At 59.0% G+C, this 25,645-nt stretch carries 20 protein-coding genes, 2 tRNA genes and 1 pseudogene; 7 read left to right on the top strand and 16 right to left on the bottom strand.

Annotated features, from left to right (window positions below):
• Nucleotides 1-71 precede the first annotated feature (71 nt).
• From ACYBHZ_RS13475 to lipB, 6 genes are all read right to left on the bottom strand, one after another.
• The gene (locus tag ACYBHZ_RS13475; RefSeq protein ID WP_460274803.1) at nt 72-596 is read right to left on the bottom strand and encodes a DUF2244 domain-containing protein; all 525 of its coding nucleotides are present in this window, start codon (nt 594-596) and stop codon (nt 72-74) included.
• 193 nt (nt 597-789) lie between these two features.
• Nucleotides 790-1,239: a hypothetical protein gene (locus ACYBHZ_RS13470; protein ID WP_460274802.1), complete on the bottom strand. Its 450-nt coding sequence runs from the start codon at nt 1,237-1,239 to the stop codon at nt 790-792.
• 165 nt (nt 1,240-1,404) lie between these two features.
• Nucleotides 1,405-3,096, bottom strand: a complete 1,692-nt coding sequence (locus ACYBHZ_RS13465) for a cytochrome c oxidase subunit I (protein WP_460274801.1) — start codon at nt 3,094-3,096, stop codon at nt 1,405-1,407.
• Nucleotides 3,097-3,405: 309 nt separating this feature from the next.
• Nucleotides 3,406-3,864 carry a c-type cytochrome gene (locus ACYBHZ_RS13460; protein WP_460274800.1) on the bottom strand — a complete coding sequence of 153 codons (459 nt, stop codon included), beginning with the start codon at nt 3,862-3,864 and terminating at the stop codon, nt 3,406-3,408.
• A 256-nt stretch (nt 3,865-4,120) separates the two neighbouring features.
• Nucleotides 4,121-5,506 carry a hypothetical protein gene (locus ACYBHZ_RS13455; RefSeq protein WP_460274799.1) on the bottom strand — a complete coding sequence of 462 codons (1,386 nt, stop codon included), beginning with the start codon at nt 5,504-5,506 and terminating at the stop codon, nt 4,121-4,123.
• Between the two features lie 369 nt (nt 5,507-5,875).
• On the bottom strand, nt 5,876-6,559 hold the full coding sequence (gene lipB / locus ACYBHZ_RS13450; RefSeq protein ID WP_460274798.1) for a lipoyl(octanoyl) transferase LipB: 684 nt from the start codon (nt 6,557-6,559) through the stop codon (nt 5,876-5,878).
• A gap of 349 nt (nt 6,560-6,908) precedes the next feature.
• Here lipB and ACYBHZ_RS13445 point away from each other — a divergent pair.
• Nucleotides 6,909-6,995: transfer RNA gene (locus ACYBHZ_RS13445), tRNA-Leu, on the top strand.
• A 194-nt stretch (nt 6,996-7,189) separates the two neighbouring features.
• The gene (locus ACYBHZ_RS13440; RefSeq protein ID WP_460274797.1) at nt 7,190-7,588 is read left to right on the top strand and encodes an acyl-CoA thioesterase; all 399 of its coding nucleotides are present in this window, start codon (nt 7,190-7,192) and stop codon (nt 7,586-7,588) included.
• A gap of 181 nt (nt 7,589-7,769) precedes the next feature.
• Here the strand turns inward: ACYBHZ_RS13440 and ACYBHZ_RS13435 are convergent, their stop codons facing one another.
• The 3 genes from ACYBHZ_RS13435 to ACYBHZ_RS13425 form a co-directional block, all read right to left on the bottom strand.
• On the bottom strand, nt 7,770-9,653 hold the full coding sequence (locus ACYBHZ_RS13435; protein ID WP_460274796.1) for an FUSC family protein: 1,884 nt from the start codon (nt 9,651-9,653) through the stop codon (nt 7,770-7,772).
• Complete coding sequence (locus ACYBHZ_RS13430) at nt 9,650-10,111, bottom strand: MarR family winged helix-turn-helix transcriptional regulator (RefSeq protein WP_460274795.1); 462 nt, start codon at nt 10,109-10,111, stop codon at nt 9,650-9,652. The genes ACYBHZ_RS13435 and ACYBHZ_RS13430 overlap by 4 nt, the downstream gene beginning before the upstream one ends.
• A 103-nt stretch (nt 10,112-10,214) precedes the next feature.
• A complete protein-coding gene (locus tag ACYBHZ_RS13425) occupies nt 10,215-11,747 on the bottom strand; it encodes a Hint domain-containing protein (RefSeq protein ID WP_460274794.1) in 1,533 nt (510 codons plus the stop codon).
• Between the two features lie 471 nt (nt 11,748-12,218).
• On the opposite strand from ACYBHZ_RS13425, the gene ACYBHZ_RS13420 reads away from it, so the two are divergent.
• Entirely contained in the window at nt 12,219-14,135 is a 1,917-nt protein-coding gene (locus ACYBHZ_RS13420) for a Hint domain-containing protein (RefSeq protein ID WP_460274793.1), read from the top strand.
• On the opposite strand, the gene ACYBHZ_RS13415 is transcribed toward ACYBHZ_RS13420, so the two are convergent.
• The 7 genes from ACYBHZ_RS13415 to ACYBHZ_RS13385 all read right to left on the bottom strand — a co-directional run bounded on the left by ACYBHZ_RS13415 (nt 14,021) and on the right by ACYBHZ_RS13385 (nt 20,489).
• Entirely contained in the window at nt 14,021-14,959 is a 939-nt protein-coding gene (locus tag ACYBHZ_RS13415) for an AEC family transporter (protein WP_460274792.1), read from the bottom strand. The two genes, ACYBHZ_RS13420 and ACYBHZ_RS13415, sit on opposite strands and share 115 nt — an antisense overlap.
• A gap of 1 nt (nt 14,960) precedes the next feature.
• Complete coding sequence (locus ACYBHZ_RS13410; RefSeq protein WP_460274791.1) at nt 14,961-15,761, bottom strand: MBL fold metallo-hydrolase; 801 nt, start codon at nt 15,759-15,761, stop codon at nt 14,961-14,963.
• Nucleotides 15,758-16,549, bottom strand: coding sequence for a TatD family hydrolase (locus ACYBHZ_RS13405; RefSeq protein WP_460274790.1), 792 nt, complete (start codon nt 16,547-16,549; stop codon nt 15,758-15,760). Before ACYBHZ_RS13405 ends, ACYBHZ_RS13410 begins: the two co-directional genes overlap by 4 nt.
• A 41-nt stretch (nt 16,550-16,590) precedes the next feature.
• Nucleotides 16,591-17,751, bottom strand: a complete 1,161-nt coding sequence (locus tag ACYBHZ_RS13400) for a DNA polymerase III subunit delta' (protein WP_460274789.1) — start codon at nt 17,749-17,751, stop codon at nt 16,591-16,593.
• Entirely contained in the window at nt 17,748-18,374 is a 627-nt protein-coding gene (gene tmk / locus ACYBHZ_RS13395) for a dTMP kinase (RefSeq protein ID WP_460274788.1), read from the bottom strand. Before tmk ends, ACYBHZ_RS13400 begins: the two co-directional genes overlap by 4 nt.
• A 21-nt stretch (nt 18,375-18,395) precedes the next feature.
• Nucleotides 18,396-19,565, bottom strand: coding sequence for a D-alanyl-D-alanine carboxypeptidase family protein (locus ACYBHZ_RS13390; protein WP_460274787.1), 1,170 nt, complete (start codon nt 19,563-19,565; stop codon nt 18,396-18,398).
• 63 nt (nt 19,566-19,628) lie between these two features.
• Nucleotides 19,629-20,489: an SPOR domain-containing protein gene (locus tag ACYBHZ_RS13385; protein WP_460274786.1), complete on the bottom strand. Its 861-nt coding sequence runs from the start codon at nt 20,487-20,489 to the stop codon at nt 19,629-19,631.
• A 293-nt stretch (nt 20,490-20,782) separates the two neighbouring features.
• Here ACYBHZ_RS13385 and ACYBHZ_RS13380 point away from each other — a divergent pair.
• The 4 genes and pseudogenes from ACYBHZ_RS13380 (at nt 20,783) to ACYBHZ_RS13365 (ending at nt 25,640) form a co-directional block, all read left to right on the top strand.
• Nucleotides 20,783-20,870 (top strand) — tRNA-Ser (locus tag ACYBHZ_RS13380).
• 167 nt (nt 20,871-21,037) lie between these two features.
• Nucleotides 21,038-21,741: pseudogene (locus ACYBHZ_RS13375) on the top strand (IS6 family transposase).
• Between the two features lie 869 nt (nt 21,742-22,610).
• Entirely contained in the window at nt 22,611-24,053 is a 1,443-nt protein-coding gene (locus ACYBHZ_RS13370) for a hypothetical protein (protein WP_460274785.1), read from the top strand.
• A gap of 303 nt (nt 24,054-24,356) precedes the next feature.
• Nucleotides 24,357-25,640: a TolC family protein gene (locus ACYBHZ_RS13365; protein ID WP_460274784.1), complete on the top strand. Its 1,284-nt coding sequence runs from the start codon at nt 24,357-24,359 to the stop codon at nt 25,638-25,640.
• The last annotated feature ends 5 nt before the right edge of the window (nt 25,641-25,645 follow it).

Here is a 25,645-nt window from a genome sequence, read left to right as displayed (position 1 = left end):
ATCGCCCCGCGTTGTACCCTTAAAACCGCTCCTCATTGGGGGCGGTTTTCTTATTTCTGCTGCTGCGTGCGTCAGGCGTTCATCCGCGCCAAGACAGCGGTGAGTTCCGCGTGGAGGCGTCGCCGTTCTTTCGGGCCCAGAAAGGCTCCGAGTTCGACCTCCCGGTTTTCGCCCGCACCTTTCAGGGTGAGATAGTTTTCCACCTTGTCGTGTTCGGGGTGCAAGGTGACGCGGAGCCAGTACGGGTTCGCCTCCCAGTCGAGGCGCGCACCTTTTTCGGGCCAATGGCTAAGCGTGACCCGGTCCTGCCAGATCACCATCTCTTCGCGCAGCCCCTCCCGGTCGGAGCGGCGCAGCGCCGCCCAGAGCGCGGTAAGGGCGATCATCATGAACCCGAGCAGCACCCAAAAAGCCGTGGTGCCGATGAAAGGCACCACGGGGATCAAACCGCCCGCAAACATGAGCCAGATGGCGGCGGAGAAGCCTTTGCTTCCGAGGCTGCGATGGGGCCACAGCTCCAATCGCCACAAAGGAACGTCGGTCTCGGGCGCGCCGAGCGGAACGGTGTCATGAGGCGGGGTCCAGAGATAGGGCATGTGCGTGTCGTTTTACCCAATAGCCTAAAGCGTTTCGACTTTAACTTGATCTATCACATAAAGTCGAAACGCCCGCTCCGCTTGGACGTTGCACCGCGTTTCTGCTCAAATCCTGATTCAGGTTTAAGTAGAAACGCTTTAAGCGCAAATCCATGTTCCGCATAGCCCTCTCGGCCTCGCCCGCGGAGCGTCCCTATAGGGTTAGGCATTGATCTGCGGAGGTGTCATGGAAAGCTCGTCCGCGCGGGACCAGATGGCCGATGCGTCTGCCGTCGAATTCGTAATAGGCCTTCACGCGCTGCTCGGGCGCGGCATAGGCGCCGATGGCCGTATGTTCGAGCACGGCGACAAAGCTTGTTGTTGCGTCCGTGCCGAAGAAGTGTGTCACCCGTTCGGCCTCCCGGCTCGCCCATTTCGAGCGCACGATGCGGTCGATCTCCTGCGCCAGAGCGTCGATGCGGGCGGGGTGCGGATTGTGATCTTCGAACAGGGGCTCGGGACAGGCGATCAGCATCGCCACGCGGGTTTGGCGCACGCGTGTGTCGTAAATCTTCGAGAATTGCGGCTTGTGCCAGCGGTCGGAAATCACCGTCGCGGGAGGGATTTCGCCGGTGTCTCTGGGTTTGAAGAAATAGGCTAACATGGCGGCTCCTGATCATCCCTGCCTCGAAGCTACTGTGGGAATGGGCACAAACCGTGGCTTGGACGGGGCGGAGCCTGTCTTATGTCTTAACTGGTTAATGAGGCGGGCTGCCGACATGCAAAAGGCCCCGTGAGGGGCCTTTTGGTGTCATCTCGGAGCCGAGGCTCAATGCGCGTGTTGGTGATCCCAGTCTTCGCGCTTGGGCAGCTGCTCGAACGTATGCTCCGGCGGCGGAGAGGGCAGGGTCCACTCCAGCGTGTCGGCATATTCGTTCCAATAGTTATTCTCGGTCACGCGGCGGCCTGCGAACAGGGTATAGGCCACAATGCCGATGAACAGCAGGAAGGACGCAAAGGACAGGAGCGCGCCATAGGACGAGATCTTGTTCCAGTAGGCGAAGGCTTCCGGGTAGTCGATGTATCGGCGCGGCATGCCTTGGCGACCGAGGAAGTGCTGCGGGAAGAAGGTCAGGTTCACGCCGATGAAGAACATCCAGAAGTGAATCTTGCCCGCAAGTTCCGGGTATTGCCGCCCCGACATCTTGCCGATGTAGAAGTATATCCCGGCAAAGATACAGAAGGCCGCGCCCATCGACATGGTGTAGTGGAAATGCGCCACCACGTAATAAGTGTCATGATACGCACGATCGACGCCCGCCTGCGACAGCACAACACCCGTCACGCCGCCGATGGTGAAGAGGATCAGGAAGCCGAAGGCAAAGAGCATCGGCGTCTTGAACTCGATGGAGCCGCCCCACATGGTCGCGATCCAGCTGAAAATCTTCACCCCCGTCGGCACGGCGATGACCATGGTGGCGAGCATGAAATAGGTCTGCTGGCTGAGCGTCAGGCCGACCGTATACATGTGGTGCGCCCAGACGACGAAGCCGAGAACCCCGATTGCGATCAGCGCCCAGACCATCGGCAGGTAGCCAAAGACCGGTTTCTTCGAGAAGGTCGCGATGATGTGGGAGATCAGACCGAAGCCCGGCAGCACGACAATATAGACCTCCGGGTGTCCGAAGAACCAAAGGATGTGCTGATACAGGATCGGGTCGCCGCCGCCTCCGGGTTGGAAGAAGGACGTGCCGAAATTGCGGTCGGTCAGAAGCATGGTGATCGCGCCCGCCAGAACCGGCAGGGACAAGAGGATCAGCCAGGCTGTGACGAAGATCGACCACGAGAACAGCGGCACTTTGAACATGGTCATGCCCGGCGCGCGCATGTTGAGCATGGTGGTGATCATGTTGATCGCGCCAAGGATCGATGACGCGCCGGAGACGTGAACGGCGAAGATCGCCAAATCCATCGAATAGCCCGCCTCGGATGTGGAAAGCGGTGGGTAAAGCACCCAGCCGACACCTGAACCCGCCTGACTGTTGCCGCCCGGAGCCAGCAGTGAGGCAATGCCGAGCGCGACGCCCGCCACATAGAGCCAGTAGGACAGGTTGTTCAGACGCGGGAAGGCCATGTCCGGCGCGCCGATCTGTAGCGGCATGAAATAGTTGCCGAAGCCCCCGAACAGGGCGGGGATGACCACGAAGAACATCATCAGCACGCCGTGATAGGTGATCATCACGTTCCACAGATGCCCGTTCGGCGTACAATCCTCAGCGCCGATGCCCGAGAGGAGCCGCGCGGCGGATTCTCCGGCTTCGTTGAGGCACATGTACTGTACCCCCGGCTCCATCAACTCCAGCCGCATATAAACGGTGAAGGCGACGGAAATGAACCCGACCACGGCGGCCGTGAACAGGTAGAGTATTCCGATGTCTTTGTGGTTCGTCGATAAAAACCAACGGGTGAAAAAGCCCCGTTTGTCCACGTGTTCGTGGCCGTGAATGGCGGCATCTGCCATGTGATCCTCCCAAATCCTCCCCCGGACCAAGTCCGGGCCGTATGCCAGTCAGGCGTCCTCCAAACGCCTGTCATGCCGGTGCGTGCGCCTCCTTTTCGGAGATCATTGCGACATAGTGACACATTAAGTCTTAGGGTCTCTCTGGCAAGAGCGCAATTTTTTTGCGTCTTTCGATTGTGAAATGTTCAAATTGGGAGGTGAAAGGGGAGCCGAGGCGTGCCAAACCCGTGGGTGTAGGACAGGAAATGAGCAAAGAAAAACGCCGCCCCAAGAGGACGGCGTTTTCAATGGGGCGAAAGATCGACGACCTTATTCGGACGCTGGTGCTTCTTCTGCCGGAGCCTCTTCCACCGGGGCTTCCGGGGCCGGGGCGAGAGATGCGAGATAAGCCGCCACGTTCGAGGCGTCTTTCAGCTTGAAGGTCATCTTGGAGCGACCGGAGCCGCCATGCGTGTCGATGAACTTGGTCGGGTCGGCGGCGTATTCAATGAGCAGCTCTTCGGTCCAAATCATGCCGGTATCGTGTACGGCAAGGATGCCGTCGCCGTATTTGAAGCCGTCGTAGCTGGCGACCGGGCGACCGATCACACCATAGAGGTTCGGGCCGGTCTTGCCGCCTTTCACGATGGTTTCGCCCGCATCATCCACGATCATGTGGCAGGCTTTGCATTTGTTGAATTCCTTGGCACCCTTTTCCGGGTCTCCCGCAACGGCAGCGGCGGAGGTTGCCAACAGGGCGGCGGCTGTGAAGGCAAAAAGCTTGCTCATAAGGTATTCATCTCCCGAGTGATTCATGTGTCCAATCTCACCATAGTGAGTTCGGTTCGTGATACCAGTCCGGGCTTGTCGCACTTTGATCCTGCTCAAATTGCTTGAGGGACTTAAAGCGTTTCTACTTAAACCTGAATCAGGGTTTGAGCAGAAACGCGGAGCAACGTCCAAGCGGAGCGGGCGTTTCGACTTTATGTGATAGATCAAGTTAAAGTCGAAACGCTTTAGGTTTGACATGGCAAGGGCCACAGGCCTATTGCGCCATTCCGGCTTTATGCCAGTTAAATCCGGCACGGATCAGATCGCCATAGTCCCGTGACGCAAGCGCGGCCTCGGCAAGCCGGTGCAACGCCAGTCGTTCGATGTCCGGATCGTTCAGCCGGGTGCCGAGCCGCGCCAGCGTGCTATAGATGAGGGCCGCGCGCTCTCCGTCAAACTTCTTCATTGTCAGGAGGTCGTTTGCGGTTGCCCGCGCCCAGTTTCGTGTACGTTCGGTGTCCGAGCTGAACAAAAGCGTCTGCGCCAGTTGCGCCCGCACATAGGCGTGTCCGTCGCGGGGCAAAATACCTTCCGAGGCGGCCAGAAGGTCCGCCAGACCATCGACAGGAATATCCGCGCTCAGCATCGCGTTCCACGAAAACACGGGCTGGTCGATGCCTTCCATGATTTGCACTGCCTTGGAGAACTCGCCCAGCCGCGCGTGCAGGCGGGCAATGTCGCGTCGGGCCTCCGCGTTGAGGCCGGAGTTGCTCCAACGATAGGCACCGCCGATGACGCCCACGCCGACGACCTTGTACGGATTGCCGGGGATGGCTGCTTCGGCCCGTGCAAGGCTGGCGCGGACTTCCGTCTCGGGAGCTCTGGCGTTCAGAAGGGCGCGCGCGGCACGGAGATGGGGGAACACAGGCAATGCGGAAGGAGCCGTTTGTGCCTGTTCGTCTAATCTGCGTGCCAGCCGGAGTGACAGTTCGTCGAGCCCGAGTGCCGCCGCACGGTTGGCGGTCTTTTCCATGCCAGAGAAATCGGGAAAAATCTTTTGGGTCTGAAATTCGGAAAATGCCTGTTCCAGATATTGCCCCGCGCGGGTCTGGTCGGTGTCCGCTTCGGCAAGGTCCAGCAGGAAGGATGTACGTTGTCCGCCGGCGTTGCGGTAAATCTCCAAGGCCTCGGGGGCGCCGATGATCCGGATCAGATCTTCGCTCATGATTAAAAGAGGATTTTCCATATTTTGGGGCAGGGCGGCGAGCACCGCCATGACGCGATCACGATGGCCGAGCGCGGCGTGCAGTTCGGCGGCATAGATCAGCGCGGTGGTTTTCGGCCGTTCCAACTCTTGTTGCGCCATGGTCGCGATGGTGTCGGCCATCTCTGCGACAAGGCCAAGCGTGTGGGCGTCAGGCGTGCCTTCCGGTTCGATGTGCGTCTCATAGGGATGACGCCCCAGCAGATCGAGGGCGCTGATCCTCAAGACGCCGGGATCGATGCCGGGCGTGTCCGCGATGGCCGCTTGCAGGCTTTCTCCACGGCGCAGAGCGGCGGTCAGAAGATGCGGGGCGAGTCTGCGATTTACCCGTGTCTCTACTCTATCAGCCCCGATGTTCTGAGTGTCCGGCTGCTCGCTCCAAACGCGTATTTCCAAGGCCCGCGCGTCATCTATTCGGCCCATCTGGGCCAGCATACCAACTTCGCGTGAATATCCCGGCAATGATCGTTCACCCATTGCCGCAGCAACGCCCAGATCTGTCAGGCATTTTGCGGATATGTCATGGCGGCAGGCTGTGAAGGCGCTCTCATCTGGTCGGTTAGGATCAGTGCCGGATGCGTCTGGCGCGGGGGATGAGATCAGAATGAGCAGGGCAATGAAGGCCGCCAAAAGTCCTGCAGTTAGATATCTGGAAATCAGCCTGAACAACGTGGGGCAATCCTAAAACCTTTTAAAAATTACACGTTAATACCACATATATGCGCTCTATAGCAAATAAGTCATGGCGCAAAAGCCCTGTTGCGCTCACCCCCCGAACACGTCGCCGAAGGTGCGTTGCAACGCGCTGTCCACGTCTTCCATCGTGACCGGAAGGCCGAGATCGACCAGAGAGGTCACGCCGTGTTCGCGGATGCCGCAGGGGACGATGCCGTCGAAATGGCTCAGCTCAGGATCGACGTTGATCGAGAGGCCGTGAAACGACACCCATTTGCGCACGCGCAGACCAATGGCGGCGATTTTGTCTTCGGCTTTTGCGCCGGTGATGGTCAGCGGTTTGTCATCGCGTACCACCCAGACGCCGACGCGCCCTTCGCGGATTTCTCCGGTGACATTGAACTCGGCCAAGGTGGCAATCACCCAGGCTTCCATGTCGGCGACGAATTTGCGCACGTCCTTGCCGCGCTTGTTCAGGTCGAGCATGGCATAGGCCACCCGCTGCCCCGGCCCGTGATAGGTGTATTGCCCGCCGCGTTTGCTTGCATAGACGGGGAAGCGATCCGGATCGACGAGGTCTTCGCGCTTGGCAGAGGTGCCTGCGGTGTAGAGCGGCGGATGCTCCACCAGCCAGATCAGCTCCTCGGCCTCGCCCTTGGCAACCGCCTCCGCGCGGGCTTCCATTTCGGCGACGGCAAAGTCGTAATCCGTCAACCCTTCAGAAATGCGCCACTCTACCATCGCTCGTCTCCGCTTGTCGGTCTCCCGGATCATGTACCGCGAGAAGCTTTCGGGGAAAAGGGCTAGGGGGATGGTGAGGCCAGATCGGTGCTGCGCTGAAGCTATGCGGGACTGTCACCGAATGAGGTTCCTGATTGTTCTCAAGCCCTGCGATTTGAGGCGGTATGGAGCGTCGACTATGGGTCTTCGATCCTTTGATGAGCAAGAAAATCCTCTTGAGTATTGGTTCTATAGAGCATGACAGCCCTTGCAAAATACCTGCGCTTTTTCGGTGAAAAGCGAGGGGCAGAACCGCCGCGAAAAAAAATCGCAATTTCTGACAATTTCCTCTTCACTTCCCCGAACCGCTTCGCTACATAGCCCCTCACCAAGTCAAGACAGTGCGGTCGTGGCGGAATTGGTAGACGCGCAGCGTTGAGGTCGCTGTGGGGTAACTCCCGTGGAAGTTCGAGTCTTCTCGACCGCACCACTCTTCTCCGGAAGAGACAAGAAAAAAGCCCTGCCACACCGGCGGGGTTTTTTCTTGTCTGCGTTTCAGTCTGCATATCTCTGTCATGCGCTCAGGTGAAACCGGCTTTGCGTGTCAGATCAAGGGGTTGAGGACAGGATCGCGACATGCGATCTGGAGGGCGGGGAGAGAAGTAGAAGAAACGGAACTCCAAAATGTCAGAAGCACATACCCCCGAAGGCATGGAGCTGACCCTCCGCACGCTCGCCATGCCCGCAGACACCAACGCCGCCGGTGATATTTTCGGTGGCTGGGTGATGAGCCAGATGGACCTTGCCGCCGCAATCCGCGCCAACGAGCGCTGCAACGGGCGCACGGTCACCATCGCGGCCAATGAAATCGTCTTTAAAAAGCCCGTGAAAATCGGTGATACGCTCTGTGTTTACACGGCTGTCGATCATGTCGGGCGCACCTCGATGGTGATCCGGATCGAAGTTTGGGCCCGTCGCGCCTACTCCGCGAAGCGCGAACACGTCACCGAGGCGCGTTTCACGATGGTTGCCGTTGATGATAATGGCAAATCACGTCCTGTGGACGAGGTGGCTGCCGAGTAAATCTCGCCACTCCATCCCTTAAACGCGATGCGCCCCGTCTTTGGTGGAAAAAGACGGGGCGCTTGCTTTAAAGCGTTTCTACTTAAACCTGAATCAGGATTTGAGCAGAAACGCGGAGCAACGTCCAAGCGGAGCGGGCGTTTCGACTTTATGTGATAGATCAAGTTAAAGTCGAAACGCTTTAGGCGAGGGCAAGTGCGGACTTGAGCGTATCGAGCCCATCCACCGCCTCTCGGAACAGCGCAGCCTCGGGGCCGGGGCGTTGGCTTAGAAGCGCGAGCGCATCGCGGGCTTCTTGCGGATCGGGGCCCATTGTCGCCAATTCCTTCAAGACCTGCCGTGCCGCACTGCTGTCTTCGGCGCTTTGGTTCGGATCTGTGATGATCCGGTGGCACCACATCGCGGCATGGCCGAGGTTCAAGACCGCGAGCCCGGCATCCAATGCCGCCAGACGCGCGCGTTTGGACCGCTCGGACAGGCGCACAAGACGCAATGTGCGGTGATAGAGCCGCGCTTGCCAATGGGGGCGGGCAGGGACCGCCTTCGGGTCGGCGGCCAGATCGCGCAGGTCGTGGATCATCGCCTGCATGACGGTATCGATCCGGCGTTTCAGGTTGGCGGGATAGACCGTGAGATAGGCGCCCATCGCGGCAATCGGCGCGGCGATGACGGCGAGACCGGCGGCAAAAGACGCGCCGAAGGTGCCGATCAAAGGCCAGTGAGGTTGCGACATCAGCATCAGGACCATGTTGTAGTCGAAACTCATCGCCACGGTGCGTCGGTGGCCGACAAAGAACGGTCCGATCAGGATGAGAGGCAGGGTGAGCAGGATCATCTCAAGCTCTGTGTTTGCGAGCGGCCAGACCAGCCAGCGCAGGACCAGCGCCCCCGTGACGCCGAGGATTTGGCCGTAGAATACGAATTTCATCATCTGCGCCGGGTTCTCGAAGGTCGAAAACAGGGAAATCATCACGGAGAGGCCCAAGAGCATGAAGGGACCGACGCTCCATCCGGTGATCAGCCAAAGCCCCCCGAACAGCAGCAGTGCGCCCAGAGCCCGAAGCGCCGCTTCACGAGCGCCAACCCAGTCGCGGTGCAGAACCACGGGCGGGGCAATCTCGCTCAGGCTGCGGCGCAGGTGAGATTGCGCGTGCCACTCGCCAAGCGCGGCTTCCACGGCTTGCAACGTCTCGGACAGGCGCGGAGAGAGGCCTTCGGTGCCGGCGGCATGGGAGAGGGCGGCGCGGGCGGCGGGAATATCTTCGTCGGAGAGCGCTTTGGACGCCCCGGCAAGACCTGCGCGGAAGTCAGGCGCCTGCGCCGGGCCATGTTTCCAGAGCAGCAGGGGCGTCGCGGCGATCAAAAGCGCGCGGGTGGCGCGAATGGTTTGTCGCGAGCGGATCGACCCGGCGGCGTGGGGATCAAGGCCTTCTTCCACGGCGGCAAGCTCGTTCAACAGCGCGCGCTTCTCCGGGTCCGAGGGGCTGGCGCTCGCGGCTTTGGCCAGCATGTCGGCGAGAAGACGGCGCACGCGTTCGCGTAACTCGCCGCTGGCGGCAGCCGGGGCGAAGAGGGAGCCAATGAGGGTGGCGACAGCAACGCCGGTGAGCACGGTCGCAAGCCTATCGACGCCAAGGCCAAGCACATTTTCCGGATGGGCTGCGTCCAGCAGAGACACCATCGCGGCGGTATACCCCGCGAGCACCGTGCCATAGGCCACGAACCCGCGCTGCAGATTGCCGATATAGGTACAGGCGCTGACCCAGAGGGCGAGGCCGATGACGAGCAGGGCTGGGTGAATTTGCATTGCGAGAACGAGCAGCACGCCAATGATCGTCCCGCTGACCGAACCAAGCAGACGGAACAGGCTTTTTTCCCAAAGCTGCCCCCGCGTCGGTTGGGAGGCGGCCCAAACGGTCATGGCGGACCATTGCGGGTGTTCCAACCCGATCAGCCAAGCAAGGACAAAGGCGATACAAGCGGCAAATGCAGTGCGGAAGGCAAAGCCCATTCGGACCGTGTCGAACCCGCGCGCTGTGAATTGTGCGGCAATCCATGCGTTCATGAGTTTTTGTGCTCCAGTGTGGCCTCAAGACGGGCCGAAATCTTTGTGAATGCAGACAAAACCGTATTGACCTCGTCGTCTGTCAGATCGGCGAGAAGGTCGGTTTCAAGAGCGGTGAGGTGGCGTTTGATGCGCTGCACCTCGGTGATCCCTTCTGGGGTCAGGACGATCAGCCGGGCGCGGCGATCTTCGGGGTTCACCTGCCGCTCGATCAAGCCGCGCTCGGACAGGATATCGAGCAGGCGGACCAGTGTGGACGTATCAAGCGCAACGCGTTCGGCGAGTTCCGTTTGGCTGATGCCATCGCCTCCCGCGTCTAGGTGGACGAGGGGCGCCCATGTGGCGTCGGTCAGTCCGGCGCGGGCGATCTCGCTATGGATTTCCTTGCGCCACCGCCGTGAGAGCATGACGAACTGAAATCCGAACAGGGCTTTGGGGGATGTTTCATTCTGCGACATGAATTGCATGTGCATCAAAATGATTGGATATTCAAACTAATTACACACAAAGCGGAGTTGCGCGGCATGCACAGCTCACGCTTTGATGCGTTTTATCGCGAGCTCAGGCGACCAAAATCTCGGTTTCATGCGCCTTCAGGCACTTGCGCGCGGTGTCGCCGTGCTGGTTGGGCAGGGCACGTAGCTCCGGGAACAACCCGAACAGTTCATCGCGCGCGGCATCGGCCACACCCGTCAGGGACAGGTTGGAGACATGGAAGCTTTCTGTCGGGGTTTCCTCGGCGAAGATCACCTCGTGACGGTCGAACATCAGGTGATAATAGGTCACGACCCCGCCGGCGCGTTCGCGGATGGTCGTCCCGTTGACCAGGTGTTTGGCCGCAGAGAACACTTCGGAGGTGCCGAACAGCATCTCAGAGCGCCAGTCGCGGATCAGCAACCGGTGTTGCGGCGAAACGATCAGGTCAGAAGCGTTGCCGAGCGCACCTTTGGTGATTTCGATTGGGGCGAAACGTCCCATAGCGGGCACCGTCCGGGCACCGACCCAACGCAGGGGCTGGATGCCATTGTCCATGGTGATGATCAGATCACCGGGGTGCAGGTCTTCAACGGGACGCGGGCCATAGGGCGTTGCGATCCGTGTACCTTGCGCGAAACAAATGACGGTTTCGATGTTCGAGAAGGTGATCACCGTCCCGTCGCTGAGCGTTACAGTGCCGCTTTCAGGATCGTCTTCGTCATAGCTGATGGTGTAGTCGTCTTCATCAAGCTGCGAGAGATCGAGCACGTCTTCGTCGCTGTCGTCACTGTCTTCAGAGCCGACAATCGTAATAGGATCACCATCAAGCTGATCGGCGTCGATGATGAACGTGTCGCTGCCGTCGCCCCCGGTGACAGTGTCGCCGCTGCCAAGGTAAATCGTATCGTCGCCATCGCCGCCATCGATCGTGTCGGCCCCGTCACCACCATCGATGATGTCATCGCCGTCACCACCGTAAATGGTGTCGTCACCTTCCTCGCCATAGATGGTGTCGGTTCCGGTGCCGCCTTCGATATAGTCGTCGCCTTCACCACCGTAGATCGTGTCGTCGCCGGAATCGCCATAGAGGTAGTCAGCGCCAGCTTTGCCGTCGATATAGTCGTCGCCGCCACCGCCGTGGATGATGTTGGTGTATTGGTCGTCGCCGCTGGTGGATTCGCCGTCGAATCCAATCAGAGTATCATCGTAGTCCGACCCGGTGATGCCATCGACGCCCGATGCGCTGTCGCCTTCCGCGTCTCCACCCGAAAAGGTGTTGGTCGAGAGGTCAACATAGACGGCCTCATCAGAGTCCGAATAATCGACGGTATCTTGCCCGGAGCCACCGACAAGCGTGTCTGCACCATCGCCGCCGATGAGAGTGTCGTCGCCGGCGCCGCCATCAATATAATCGTCGCCGTCACCACCGTAGATGGTGTCGTCACCTGCGTAGCCATAGATCGTATCGTCATCGGACGAGATACTGTCGCCGTCAGAATCTGTGTAAGAGCTGTTGATCGTATCGTCAGATGATGTGCCCTCGACATCGCCGTTGCCCGTCGAAGAACCCGGTGGCTGGTTGTTGTTATTGTCACGATCACCGCGGTTGCGAGGCATAATCTAACTCCATACGCAGACTGTTATCTGCTGCTTTTAATCCCCGTCCATGAAGCGAGATTGGGGAGACATTATGTCGAGGTTAGGGATTTCGTATGAAAGCGGTGGCGATCGTGAAAATTGCAACGATTTCAGGGGGACGGCTTCGCCCCGAATTGCAAATCGCATGCAACCCTCCACCTTGCTGCCGCATTAACTCCGTCACTTCGGTTTCAATTGTGGCAAAACTTGGACCAAAGGGTGTCAGATGTGTGATGTGGGCGGGTGGGGCTAACACGTCTGTGTTCTTGAGGGCGACTTGCCTGAAATTCGACATGTGCGGCCATAACAGAGGCTCTCTTGTATCGGGGCCGTGTCGGTTTTTCATGAATAAAAGGCAAAGAACTCTGGATTCATGATTTAGAAGGGAAGCTAAGCCTATGGTTTCAGGCATGTAACGGCGGCTTTGGTCGCGAAAATTTGCGTGGACCCATGACAATTCATCTTCTCAGAAGCTATATCCCCGGGGCATTCGGGACATCGAACGGCACGAATACGGTCTATGTCGGGGATCGATTGTGGCTGGACGCAACTTTCGATGCGTCGACGGATTACCGTGAGCTTTCCATCTTCGATGTGGGAGGCGGCTTTGGTGGGGATCATGTCCTTGATGAGCTCGGGGATGATCTGACCCAGACCGCGACAGTTTCGGAATCTGATGGAACGCAGGTTGCGACCGGTCCCATCTATCTTGAGCAAGCGATCACGCTAACGGATGGCAACGGAAACGATTTCACCCTCTATACGGTGGAAATGGACGGAACTGTCGTGGGGCTTTTGTCCACGCCGGAATTGGTGCCCGGCGTGACCTATGAGGTGTCCGCCATTGCCGAAGCGGATGGCAATCCCTCCTATTCCATCTTCTCTTGGCCTTCCTATGACCCGGATCTCGGTCAGACCTACGAAGGGGGCGCCTACAGTGACGAGATTATTGCCGGAGCGGGGGATGACACGATTTCCTCCGGCGGGGGCAGCGATTGGATCGAGGGCGGAGATGGCAACGATACGATCTATTATGGGAGCGGCGGGGCGACCCAGTCAGAGGGGGATACCGTCTATGGCGGCGCGGGAGATGACCTCATCGATGATGTGTCCGGCAGTGAATTTTTCTACGATGACACGCTTTACGGCGAAGCAGGCAATGACACGCTTTGGGGCGGCGGCGGTGACGACGCGCTCTACGGCGGCGCGGACAATGATACGCTGTTCGGGGAGGAGGGGGATGACACGCTCTCTGGCGGCGATGGTGTCGATATTCTCGACGGGGGCAGCGGCAATGACATTATCGATGGTGGCGCAGGTGACGACGCACTGACGGGGGGCTCCGGCGAGGATACCTTTGTCTTTCAGGATGGTTCCGGCCATGACGCGATCCTCGATTTCGACATGGGCGATGACGACAGTGATGGGGCCACCAACGATCAGATCGACGTCTCGGCGCTCACCGATGCGGAGGGCAATCCGATCAAGGTCTGGGACGTGTCCGTGTCGGACGACGGCTCGGGCAATGCGCTTTTGAGTTTTCCCAATGGCGAGAGCATCGTTCTGACCGGCATCGCACCTGCGCAGGTGGACACAGGGGAGGAGCTATATGCCATGGGCATCCCCTGTTTCTGTTCCGGCACCCGGATCATGACCCCGTCAGGAGAGCGCCCTGTCGAGGCGTTGCAACGGGGTGATCTGGTTTCGACCTTCGAGGCCGGACCGCAACCCATTCTCTGGCACGGTCAACGGCGTTTGGACCGTGCGATCCTCAAGGCACGACCGGAGCTTTTACCGATTGTCATCCGAGACGGCACTCTGGGCAATCGCGGCGATCTTTGGGTGTCGCCGCAGCATGGTCTGGTCCTGTCTGACCCGCGCGGCTTCGGGGGAGCGGTTTTCGCGCGGGCTCTGCATCTCGAACGGTCCGGCGATGGGCGCATTCGGCGTGCATCCGGCAAGGCGAGAGGGGCGGGACAGGTGATCTATCACCATTTGCTTTTGCCACGCCACGTAACGCTGATCGCCAACGGGATGCGATCAGAGAGCCTCTATCCGGGGCGCTTTGCCCTGTCTGGGTTTGACCGGGCTGCAAAGGCCGAACTCTTCGGTCTCTTCCCCGCACTTGAGGCCATTCTTCATACGTCGGGGCAAGGTGATCTTGTCGCGCGACTCTATGGTCCGAGTTGCCTGCCTTACCTCAAGGGGCGGGAGGTGAAACGTGTGGTGAAACCCGACCTGCCCGCGCAGCGTCAGGGCAGGATCGCAAGCCAGCACCAGATCGAGAGGATCGACAGCCCCGTGCCGATCAGGACGGAAGAGGCCGCGACCCGTTTTGCGACCCCGTACATGTTGGCAAAGAGATAGGCATTCACCCCCGGCGCCATCGCCGCTGTCAGTGTGGCGGAGCGCAGCGAGGCGATTTCGAGGCCGAACACGTAGTGACCCAGCCCGTAAGCGATCATCGGGTGCAGCACGAGCGACGCGAACACGGCCCAGACAATGATCCGCATGTCCCCCTCGGGCTTATAGCGCAGCAGAACCCCGCCAAGACCAAACAAAGCCGCCGGAATGGCCGCGCGGGTCATGAGCGTGATCGCGTCCCACAAGGGTGTCGGCAGCGGCATATGCGCGAGGTTCACGATCCAGCCCGCCGTGATGCCAAGGATCAAAGGGTTGCGCAAAACGGAGCGCGCGATCTGCCGCATAAGACCAAAAGCCGAGAGGCCGAGACCACGCGTGCGGGCGATCTCCATCGCGGCGATACCGATGCCGTAGAGCATCGGAGAGTGGATCGAGATAATCGCGAAGTTCCCGGACAAAGCCGCCTCTCCATAGGCGCGTTCGGTGATCGGGATGCCCAGGAGAAGAGAGTTGGAGAACAGGCCGATAAAGCCGATGGCCACGGAATCCGTCAGATCGCGATCAAACAGATAGCGCGCGCCGAGAAAGCAAAACAAACCGCCAGACAATGCGCCGGCGTAGAAGGAAATCAGGATCGGAGGGTGGAAATTCGCCCCCAAATCCATTTTGGCGATACCGGAAAAGAGCAGCAGTGGTACAGCGAAATTCTGGGCGAATTTCATCACGCTATCGACGAGATCATCGCTGACCCAGCCTTGCCTGCGCGCGATATAGCCGTAACCGATAACCAGAAAGACCGGGAGAATAACCTCGATCAGTGCCTGCATCTCAGAGGTCTCCTGTGATCTCGATCACCATCCCATCATAGGCGGGGGTGACGTGATCCGGGGTCTCCTCATCCACGGTCGCGTAATCAATGTCGATATGCATATTGGTCAGAACGGCCTGTCTCGGCGCGGCGCGCTTGATCCAGTCGAGCGCCAGTTCCAAATGTGCATGGCTCGGGTGTGGCTTGTAGCGCAGAGCGTCGATCACGAATGTATCGATCCCCTCCATCTGCGCCCAAGCGTCTTCGTGGATGTGCAGCACATCCGGGATATAGGCGAGATCGCCGATGCGGAACCCTTTCGCCTCGATCTGCCCGTGGTTGACGGGCAGGGGGGTGAGGGTCACCGGGCCGCCGGGGCCATCGATCGTGATCGGGCCGCGAATGGCGTGCAGGTCCAGAATGGGCGGATAGTTCGAGCCCTCGGGTTGCACAAAGGCATAGCCGAAGCGGGCGATCAGATCATTCTCGGTCTCGCTGTCGGCATAGACTTTGACCCGCTCGCGCATGTTGAACACGATTTGACGCAGGTCATCGAGCCCGTGCATGTGATCGGCATGGGAATGGGTGAAGACAACACCGTCGAGGCGCGAGACGCCCGCGTTCAAAAGCTGTTGGCGCATGTCGGGGCCGGTATCGATGAGCACGGTGGTCGTGCCATCGGGGCCATCACGCTCGATCAGGGCCGAACAGCGAAGACGGCGGTTCTTCGGGTTCTCAGGATCGCAATCGCCCCAAATATTCCCGATCCGCGGCACCCCGCCGGAGGAGCCGCAGCCCAATATGGTAAAGCGTGCGCTCATAGCTTGGCTTTCGTGAAAAGACGCTCGAAATTCGCCTCGGTGAGCGCTGCGAACTCGGGATAGCCCATCTCAAACGTCTCAGCCGCGCGCTGGGCGGTTTTGGCGGTATAGGCGGGTTCATTGCGCTTGCCGCGATGCGGCGGCGGGGCGAGATAGGGGCTATCGGTTTCGACAAGAATGCGGTCGCGCGGCACGGCACGGAAAATCTCGCGCAGATCCTCGGAACGCGGGAAGGCCGTGATGCCGGACATCGAGATGTAAAAGCCCCAGTCCATCGCCGCCAAAGCAAACTCTTTCGACGCCGTGAAGCAATGGAGCACACAGGGATATGCGCCTTTGCGGTATTCACTGCCCAGAATGTCCATCGCATCCGTATCGGCGTCGCGGGCGTGAATGATCAGCGGCAGCTGGGTCTCTCGCGCGGCTTCGATGTGAATGCGCAGGCTGTCTTTCTGAACTTCGGCGCTTTCCGCCGTGTAGTGGTAATCAAGCCCGGTCTCGCCGATGCCGACGAATTTCGGGTGCGCGGCCAGTGCGACCAGCTCGTCCACCGTGGCCATAGGTTCCTCATGCGCCGACATCGGGTGCGTGCCTGCCGCCCAGAACACCGGATCGAACCGTTCGGAGATCGCTTTCACCTGCTCGACCTGACGCAGGCGGGTGCAGATCGTCACCATGCGATGCACCCCGGCCTCTTGGGCGCGGGCGACAACCTCAGGAAGTTCCTCGGCGAAGTCGGGGAAATCGAGGTGGCAATGACTGTCGGTGATGCTTGGGAGGGCGCTCATGGGATATTCGGTCTGCTCTGTCTTGGACCGGCCCCCATCGGTTAACGCGCGATGCGGCTGGCCGTGTCGTTGATCTTGAATACCATATCAAGGATCAGCGCCGCAGGGTCAAGGTTGACCGCTCGCGCATGCTGTGCGCGGGCCGACAATTCTTGTTGCAGAACCGCCCAGTCGCGTGCGGCATAGGCATCTGGCGAGAGGCGCATCATGAGTTGGGCCTCGCCGGGTGCGGCCTCGACAATCGGCGGGCGACCGGCACCGGTGCGGGCCAGCCGTGTCAGAAAGCGGTCGATCAGGCCAAGCGTGAGCTCATAACGATCCACATTGGCCGCGCCGACGCAGGCCTCGGCCAGCTTCAAGGCCCGGCCACGGTCGAGCTTTGGCAGGCTGGAGAACAGCTCCACGATCTCATGATAAGCTTCCAAACCGCCCAAATTGGTCAAGCGCAACGCCTCCCCGACAGAGCCCGCAGACAATTCCGCCAGCGCGTCCGAGCGATCTGCCGCATCCGAACCCGCCGCGTCAAGGGCGCGGCCCAAATCTTCGGGGGAAAGCGGGCCGAGACGCAATTCGCGACACCGCGAGCGGATGGTCGGCAAAAGCCGGGAGGGCTGGTGCGAGACCAGAAGCAGAAACGCGTTCTTCGGCGGCTCCTCCAAGGTCTTCAAAAGCGCGTTGGCGGCAGAGACGTTCATCTCATCGGCGCTGTCCACGATGACAACGCGGCGGCCGCCATCGGTCGCGGACATATGAAAGAAGCTGTTGAGCTTGCGCACTTCATCGACGGAGATCACCGTGCCGAAGCGCGATTTCTTCTCGTCCCATTCGCGGCGAATGAGGCAAAGGCGCGGCTCGGCCAGTTGCGCGGAACGGCGATAGACCGGGTGTTCATGCCCAAGCTCCAGACTGTCGGAGGCGGGGGGCGCGTCGCCAAAGAGACCCCCGCCGTCTTCCTCGACCGGTTGCGCCAGAAGGAAACGCGCAATGCGCCACGCGAGGGTCGCCTTGCCAACACCGCGCGGGCCGGTGATCAGCCAGGCGTGGTGCATCCGGTGAGAGTTGAAGGCTTCGAGGAAGTTGTCCTCGGCATGGCTTTGGCCGAACAATCTGTCGGTCTGGCGCGGGTGCGGCGCGCCGGGGGCGCAATCGGCCTCCGGTGCCATGTCCATGTCACCCAATGTCTGATTGGCGCGCGGGCTCATGAGGCCTGCCGGGCCTGGGCCAGCCGGCTTTTGACGAAGTCGGCGACCTCATCGGCCACCACGTCAATCTCGCGGGCAGCGTCGATCACGGTGAAGCGGGGGAATTGATTGGCGAGATCGAGAAAGGCGGCGCGGCATTTCTCTTGAAACTCGATCCCGAAATCCTCGAACCTCTCCTCCGCGGTTTGGCGTCCCTTGGCACGGCTGAGGCCGATCTGCGGGTCCATATCGAAAAGCAACGTCAGGTCGGGTTCGACGCCGATCATCTCATTGTGCAGACGGTTCACCTTGTCCTGCAAATCGCCACGGGTCACGCCTTGGAACACCCGCGTGCTGTCGGCGAAGCGATCACAGATCACCACTTTGCCAGCGGCAAGGGCAGGGCGGATGGTCTTTTCAAGATGGTCCCGGCGGGCGGCGGTAAAGAGCAAAATCTCGGTTTCCGCCGACCAGCGATCCGGGTCGCCTTCCAAGACGAGGGAACGGATCTCCTCCGCGCCGGGAGAGCCGCCCGGTTCGCGTGTGTGGATCACGTCAATGCCAGCCGTGCGCAGGGCTTCGGCCAGAAGCCGGGCTTGGGTGGACTTTCCGGACCCGTCGATGCCCTCGAAACTGATGAACATGGCGCTCCCGTCAGGGGTTGGTTACTCGGACACGGCCAGACCCGTTTGTCCCTCCAACTTGTCCTTAAGCACCAGAAAGGCCGTGCGCAACCGTGGAGCGATGCCGCCGCGTGCGATAGAGCGATCTGCGACCAGCGGAATATGCGCATCCGGGAGGTCTTCGCGGGGGATCACCAGCTCGGCCAGTGTGTCGCCTTGCGTGACCGGAGCCTCGAACGGGCCGGTGTAAACGACCTCGCCTTTCAGCTCCTCAAGCTGCGAGCCCGGCAGCAGGACGGAGACGTCTTCGGGGGCGACGAGACCGACCTCGGTCTGCTCGCCCATCCAGACTTTCGCGCGGGCGAATTCATGGCCCTTTTCGGCTACGGTTTTCTCGGCGAACTGGCGAAAGGCCCAGTTGACGATGCGCTCTCCCTCTTGGGCGCGCTCGGCGGAGGTGTTCATGCCGGAGAACACGAAGACGATGCGGCGGGGGCCTTGGCTGGCGGAGCCGACCATGCCATAGCCGGCTTCTTCGGTGTGACCGGTTTTCAGACCGTCCGCGCCGATCCCGAGTTTCAGGAGCGGGTTGCGGTTGTGCCGGTTCTGCGGCGCGCGGTTGTCGAACGGGAATTCCTGCTCGCCGAAATAGCCGTAATATTCCGGGAATTCGGTGATCAGACGCACGGCCAGTTTGCCGAGATCCTCAACCGACATGCGCTGACCGGGGTTGGGCCAACCGGAGGCGTTGGCGAAGGTCGAGTTCTCAAGCCCGAGTGTTTTCGCGCGTTCGTTCATCAGCCGTGCGAAATTGTCTTCGGTGCCGCCAAGCCCTTCCGCCACGGTCACACAGGCGTCATTGCCGGAGAGCACGACAATGCCCTGAATGAGCTCTTCGACCGTCGGGCGGTCGGTCTCGTTGAGGAACATTGTCGAGCCGCCCATGTTCTTGGCGCGGGTCGAAACGGAAAACCGCGTGTCCAACGTCACCCGGCCATCGCGCAGCGCTTCGAACAGCATGTTGACCGTCATCAGCTTGGACATGGACGCAGGCGGCAGCGGCGTTTGCGCGTTTTGTTCCATCAGGACCGTGTCCGTGGTGAGGTCATAGACCCAAACTGCCCGCGCCGCGCTTTCAAACGCGCTGGCAGGCAGGGCAAAGCCCAGAAGGGTCAAAAGAAAAGCGAGGCGGAGTGCGAGAAGGCGCAGCATGGAAACGAGAATGTCCTTTTTCAGGCGTTCATCAGGAAGTGAGAGGGCGGTGTCGCCACTCTCTTAATGCGTGACGGGATAGGCGTCCGTGAACCCCGCCTTTTTCACTTTTTCGAGAAGCGCTTTGCGTTCGGCGGAAGACGATGCCGGGCCGACGACAACGCGCCAGAAGGCTTTGCCATTCGAATTGCCCGGCTTGGTCATGGCGACGATGCCCTGAGACCCGAGCATATCCACGGTGCGTTTGGCGTTCGCTTCGACCGAGAAAATACCGATCTGCAGGAAGGGTTTGCTCAGATCAGACGTGGCGGCCTTCGCTGCGGTCGGAGCGGCAGCTGCCGTCGGTTTGGCCTTCGGCGCCGCAGCGGGCGTTTGCAGCGCATCAAGCGTAGCGGCGGCGTCCGCAATCGGATCGTCGAGCGGTGCCGCATCGATAGTTTCGGCCTGGGCGATGGCGGCGACGGTTTCGGGCTCTTGCGGCACCTCTTCGCGGCGCAGCGCGGTGACATTCAGTTTGGTCGGCGATCCAGCCAGCATGCCAAGTGCTTCGGCGGCGTCGGAAGACACCTGTACCCCTTGGCCGGGGGCGGTAACTTCGCGTTTGAACAGCGCGCCGATGACGAATTTACCATTGCTTTCATTGCGGATGATCACGCGCTCGGGCTCGGTCACATCGGAATGCGCCACCCAAACACCGCCCAGAGACGGGCGTCCGTCCCAGAGGCCGTTATCTGTGACTTGGAAAACATCCGGCGCTTCGACGTCGCGTTCTATCAATTTAGTCGAGGTGGAGGTTGCCGCAGCTGTGCTGTCGTCCGTTTTCTTGAAACTGTCGAGAAAGGATGTCCCGTCCTGACAGGCGCTCAGCGCGAGTGTCGTGGTCAGGAAAAGCGCAAGGCGTCGCCCGGTCCCTGTCTGTCGCATGATCTTGCCCCTCTGGCGCGCGTCTTCGTGTGGCACGCATTTTATGTCTGTTCTGTGGTTTGTCTGGTCTGCTCGTCTGTGCGCACGTGTCGGAGGATGCCCCTTTACGGGCATCTCCCCCGGCGCCTTGCCCGCAGTCTAGCCATTCAGCGGGACACAGGAAAGCCCCGCGTGATCACAGTGGCGAAATCCGGCAAAATTCGGCACGTCGATGGCGTTTAGAGTGCAATTCGCGGGTTTCAGAATCGTAACAACGGGGTTAAGGCTCTGCGGATCGCATCATCAGCGCTCTTGGAGGAGTGGCAGAGTGGTCGAATGCACCGGTCTTGAAAACCGGCGATGTGCAAGCATCCGTGGGTTCGAATCCCACCTCCTCCGCCAATTACCCAAAATCACCACAATAAAAACAATAGATTAGCGCGTCAGCGTGCTGCGAATTGTGAACCGTTTGCGGGTTGTAATTCCGGCTCTGAAACTGAAGCCGCTCGGGCTCTATCAGAAGAACTTTGCTTGAGACCGGCAGGGCGGTCACGTAGCCTCAAGCCATCATCAAACGCTTGCCTTTCAAGTATTTCAAAGCGAGCGCTGAGATCATTTGTTTGGCGGTGATGCTCTACGTTCGGTTCCCTCTGTCATTGCGCCGCGTCGAGGATCTGCTGCACGAACGCGGCGTGGATGTCAGCCATGAAGCCATTCGCTACTGGTGGCAACGGTTTGGCCCGATGTTTGTGGCAGAGATCAGAAAGCGCAATGTCGAGGGGAGGGGCGGTCGAACCGCTGGCGGTGGCATCTTGATGAGATGTTTGTGAAGATCAATGGCGAGCGGCACTACTTGCGGCGGGCCGTCGATCATGAAGGTGAAGTGTTGGAAAGCTTTGTGACAAAGACACGTGACAAACGAGCGGCATTGAAATTCTTAAGAAAAGCAATGCGCAAGCACGGACGGCCAGAAGTGATCGTAACTGATAAACTCCGATCATACGGTGCCGCATTGCGCGAGATCGGCGCTGCGGATCGTCAGGAAACAGGGCGCTGGTTGAACAACCGCGCCGAAAACTCCCATCTGCCATTCCGAAGGCGCGAGCGGGCGATGCTTCGTTTCCGGCGCATGCGAAGTTTGCAGAAATTTTCCTCCGTCCACGCCTCTATCTACAACCTGTTCAACTCGGAGCGTAGCCTCACCTCTAGATCAAATTTCAGACTAAACCGCGACGCCGCTCTCGCAGAGTGGCGCGCTCTCTGCGCGGAATAAGGGACAGTCTTTCTGTCCAAGCTGAGACGGGTTCGAATTGGTCTGACACCACCTCCACACATCCATTTCACGAAAAAACAAATTCAGATTTCGAAATGTTTTGCGTCATTTGATTGTCCCTGTTGTAAAGTCATCCTTTAACTCCGGCTGATTAAAAATGGCCGAATAGGAGCATGAAGCGATTCCCATCTCAGGATGCGAGTCTCTGGAAAGAGTGCATCAATTAGTATTTAATTCAACATTAAAAAGTATTTATAAAGCATATATATCGGTGAATGGAGGAGGGTTGTTACATTTCTGTGCAATATGATCGCCTGTGTGACGGGAGGGAAGTTCATATCATCAATTAAGTATTGTCAGAGGAGCAGAGAGACTAGAAAATAAAGGCATACTTATGTTTGTATAAATGTGCCCGCGATACGATGCACGCAAGCATGGATTCAGCCCTTTCCTTTCGGCAACCTACATCTATAACGGAGAGGGTTATCTCCCTAGATTTTGCATGTCCTGCAGCAGTTTCGTTACCTCACGATTCAGATCGTGCCGTGTGCTCTTTGTCGATCGACATTGTTATCGCCTGAAGGGGCTTCATCTAAGGTATGGAGGGGTATACAAAATGCTGGATTACTTTCAACGGAAGTCGTATATGTATTGCGGGCATGTAGGGCGCCGAGTATAGTAGCTGTCTGTTGTTCTGAAATTTCATGGTCGGAGAACGTCAGGAAATGACGAAAAATGGTCGAGATAAATCGGTTGAGCGCCCCGCGGATACGTCCGCACTCCCATTTTCTGTGACTACCGCGCAACAGGAGCGTTTCAATCAGAAAACCAGTCTCAACGGCGCGGCGGCCAGTGCCATTGGAATGGGTTTGGCCTTGCAAGCTGGATTGGCAGATGGGCTCAGCGCCGCTGCTGGCGAGCCTGAAGAGGGTGTTTCCGAAGGTCACGGTTCGGAACACTTCGTCCAGCCTGCTCAAGGCGACGCAAAGGTATCGAAGAACGGCGAGTTCGAAGAAGCATCGCCTGATGCTAGCGTGGATGAGGATTCCGAGCAGAGTGTCGATGATTTCGGTGTCGTGACGTCTGGTCTTGTTGCCGCAGCGGGTCGGACGGGACAAACATCTGATGCTGGTGCGGCGAATGCTGCAGCTGTTGAGATTTTGGCAGAGGCAAGGGGTGCTGAGGACGCGCGCATAGGCGTTGATTCCGGTGTGTCCCCCAGTGTCGATTTGTTCGAAGACGACGATGGCGACGGCCTCCTTGGGGATGTGCTTGATCCCATCATTGGTGACGATGGCCTTGTCGCCTCCCTTCTTGATGCCCTTTTAGGAGAAGGGGGAATTCTCGACACGTTGCTTGGGGATGAGAGCCTTGTCGGCACGCTACTCGACACTCTGATCGGCGAAGGCGGCTTACTTGACCTGGACGCCCTGGAGACGCTTCTTGGCCCAGATGGGCTTTTGGGGAGTGCGCTGACGGAGTTGCTAGGCGATGAGTCTCTTTTGGCGGAACTGCTCGGCGAAGACGGTGTGATCGACGACCTCATGGATGCACTGGTCGGTGAAGATGGCGTTCTAAGCAGTATCCTTGATCCGATTTTGGGCGACGGGGTGCTCGACGGCGTGCTGGGCGAAGGCGGGATTATATCGGACGTCGTTGACGACCTGTTTGGAGAGGACGGCCTTCTGAACGATCTCGTCGGAGATTTGCCGATCGTGGGAGGCCTTGTGGGGGATGGCGGTCTGCTCAGTGGATTGCTTGGCCTTGGCGGGGGGGGGGATGAGACCGCTGACGTCGACGGTGAGGAAGAAGGTGATTTCCTCGATACTCTGATCGGGCTTGACGCGTCCGCCGGGGATGTTGGGGCCGTTCTCGGCGATGTGACGGATGCTGTATTTGATGGTGTCGATGACGTACTAACCGGCCTGTTGGGCGATGAAGATGTCTTTGATATCGACGTCCCGGAGACGGCTCTGGGTGGCTTCGATGATCTTTTCGCGGGGCTTGTTGGCGAGGATAGCCTGACGGGGGCTTTGGCTGATCAGGGTCTCTTGGCGGACGATGGAGGCCTGCCGCTCGATGGTGAAATAGATAACCTGTTGAGCGAAATCCTCGGCCCGTCGAGCCCGGATGTTATTGCGGGCGGCGATGCTCTGGACGCGATTCTAGGGGAAGTGGCAGGGGATAGCGGCGATGCCGTTGGTGGCCTGCTTGCGGAGACTGGCGAATTGGCTGGTGCTCTTGTTGATACGGTTGGCCTTGAGGATACGCTCCTTGGCGGATTGTTCCCGGATGATGATGCAGCACAGTAATGTGTAAACTTGGGTTGATATTTTCACCCCAATCATTGATGTATCTTATATAGCCGTTTGATGGGCTGCGCCTTGATGGGGCTTCTTTTGGATGCGCCGAAGGAAAAGTTTTCCCGCTTTTGTGGGTGTGTCCAATACGAATGTTATTTTAGGCGCTTTGACAGCGCTTTCGCAGGGTGGGTGATAGTAAGATATGATGTTGAAAACTTTTGTCTCTATGTGGAGTTTGACCCAAAGCGCGGGGGGCCGTCAGGTCGCCATGGCTGCGAGTAACCTCAGATGAGGTGGCGAAACAGGAGCCAGTTGTTAACCACATTTACTCTCGGACGGTCCCTCGGAAATCGCTTTCGGCAGGGACTCGTCGTATCCGCTTGTATTCTGACAGTTATCTCGGTGCCGGCATGGGCACAGATGTCTTTGCAGGAAGCTGTCCTGATAGCCTCGGTGAACGATCCTGGCGTCGAAGCCCTGCGACAAGAAGTTGCCATGAAAACCGTCGACATTCAGGCGGCGCGAGATGCTTATTTTCCATCCATCAGCCTCTCCGGTGACACAAGTACAACCGATAGCGATGGTCCCGGGCTAACCTTAAGCGTCACGCAGGTGCTCTTTGATTGGGGCGAGACAAAAGCTGATATCGAGGAAGCGTCCCAGGCCCGTGTTCAAGCTGTTTCCGATCTGAAAATCTCGATCGAAGATTTGACATTCGAGATTGCGGGCTTCTTCCTTGATGTCGAAGTGTTGAATCGCAAAATCGCTTATACGAAAGAGTATATGGAATTTGCGCGCCGTCTGGCTGGTCAGGCGCAAGATCGCACCCGGGCAGGGGTCAGCGATAACAGTGAAGTGGCGCGTGCGCGACTTGAGATTGCGCGCGCCGACGAGCAGATGGCGCAACTGTTGGCCAATCGGCAAATCGCCATGGCCCAACTCGAGTTCCTTATCGGCAAACCGGTTTCGAGTGTCAGTAGGCCTCCCGCAATTGGGTTCTCTCAGCATTTCGGTAATTCCGACAAAATCCGCGCCGCGATACGTATCGCGCCAGAATATGTCGCCGCGAGAGCCGCTGTGGCTGAAGCTGAGGCGGGGATACAAACAGCAAAAGCGCAACGTTTCCCCACTATCAATCTTCAGGCTCAGGGGCGTGTGGATTTGAACGGCGGCTCGACGCAGACTGCCTTGGGGCTCTCTGCAGGTGTTGACCTGAATTCACGTGGCTTTGGTCAGCGCCAGATCCAAATGGCGCAGCTTCAGGTCGAGGGGGCAAAGGCCTCGCTCTATGGGGTCGAGCGTCAACTTATGAACACGGCGAGTAGCGCGTTGGAACGCTTGAGCTTGTTGCGTCGCAGCGAAAGCTCCAAAGCGGTGCAGCTCCGTGAGTCCGAGAAAGTGCTCAGCACTTATGAAGAGCAGTTTGTCGCGGGCCGTCGTGAAATTCTCGATCTGCTGACGACGGGGCGTGATCTCTATGACGCGCAGATCGACGAAATCGACACATATGATGAGCGCAAGCGAACGGAATATGAATCCGCGAAAGAGTTGGGAGTGCTAGGAACGATGCTCTCCGTAAATCCTTTGGTGCAGTAGGTTGG

The organism is Celeribacter sp. ULVN23_4, from assembly GCF_054788345.1.
This window is presented reverse-complemented; position numbering and strand designations above follow the sequence as displayed.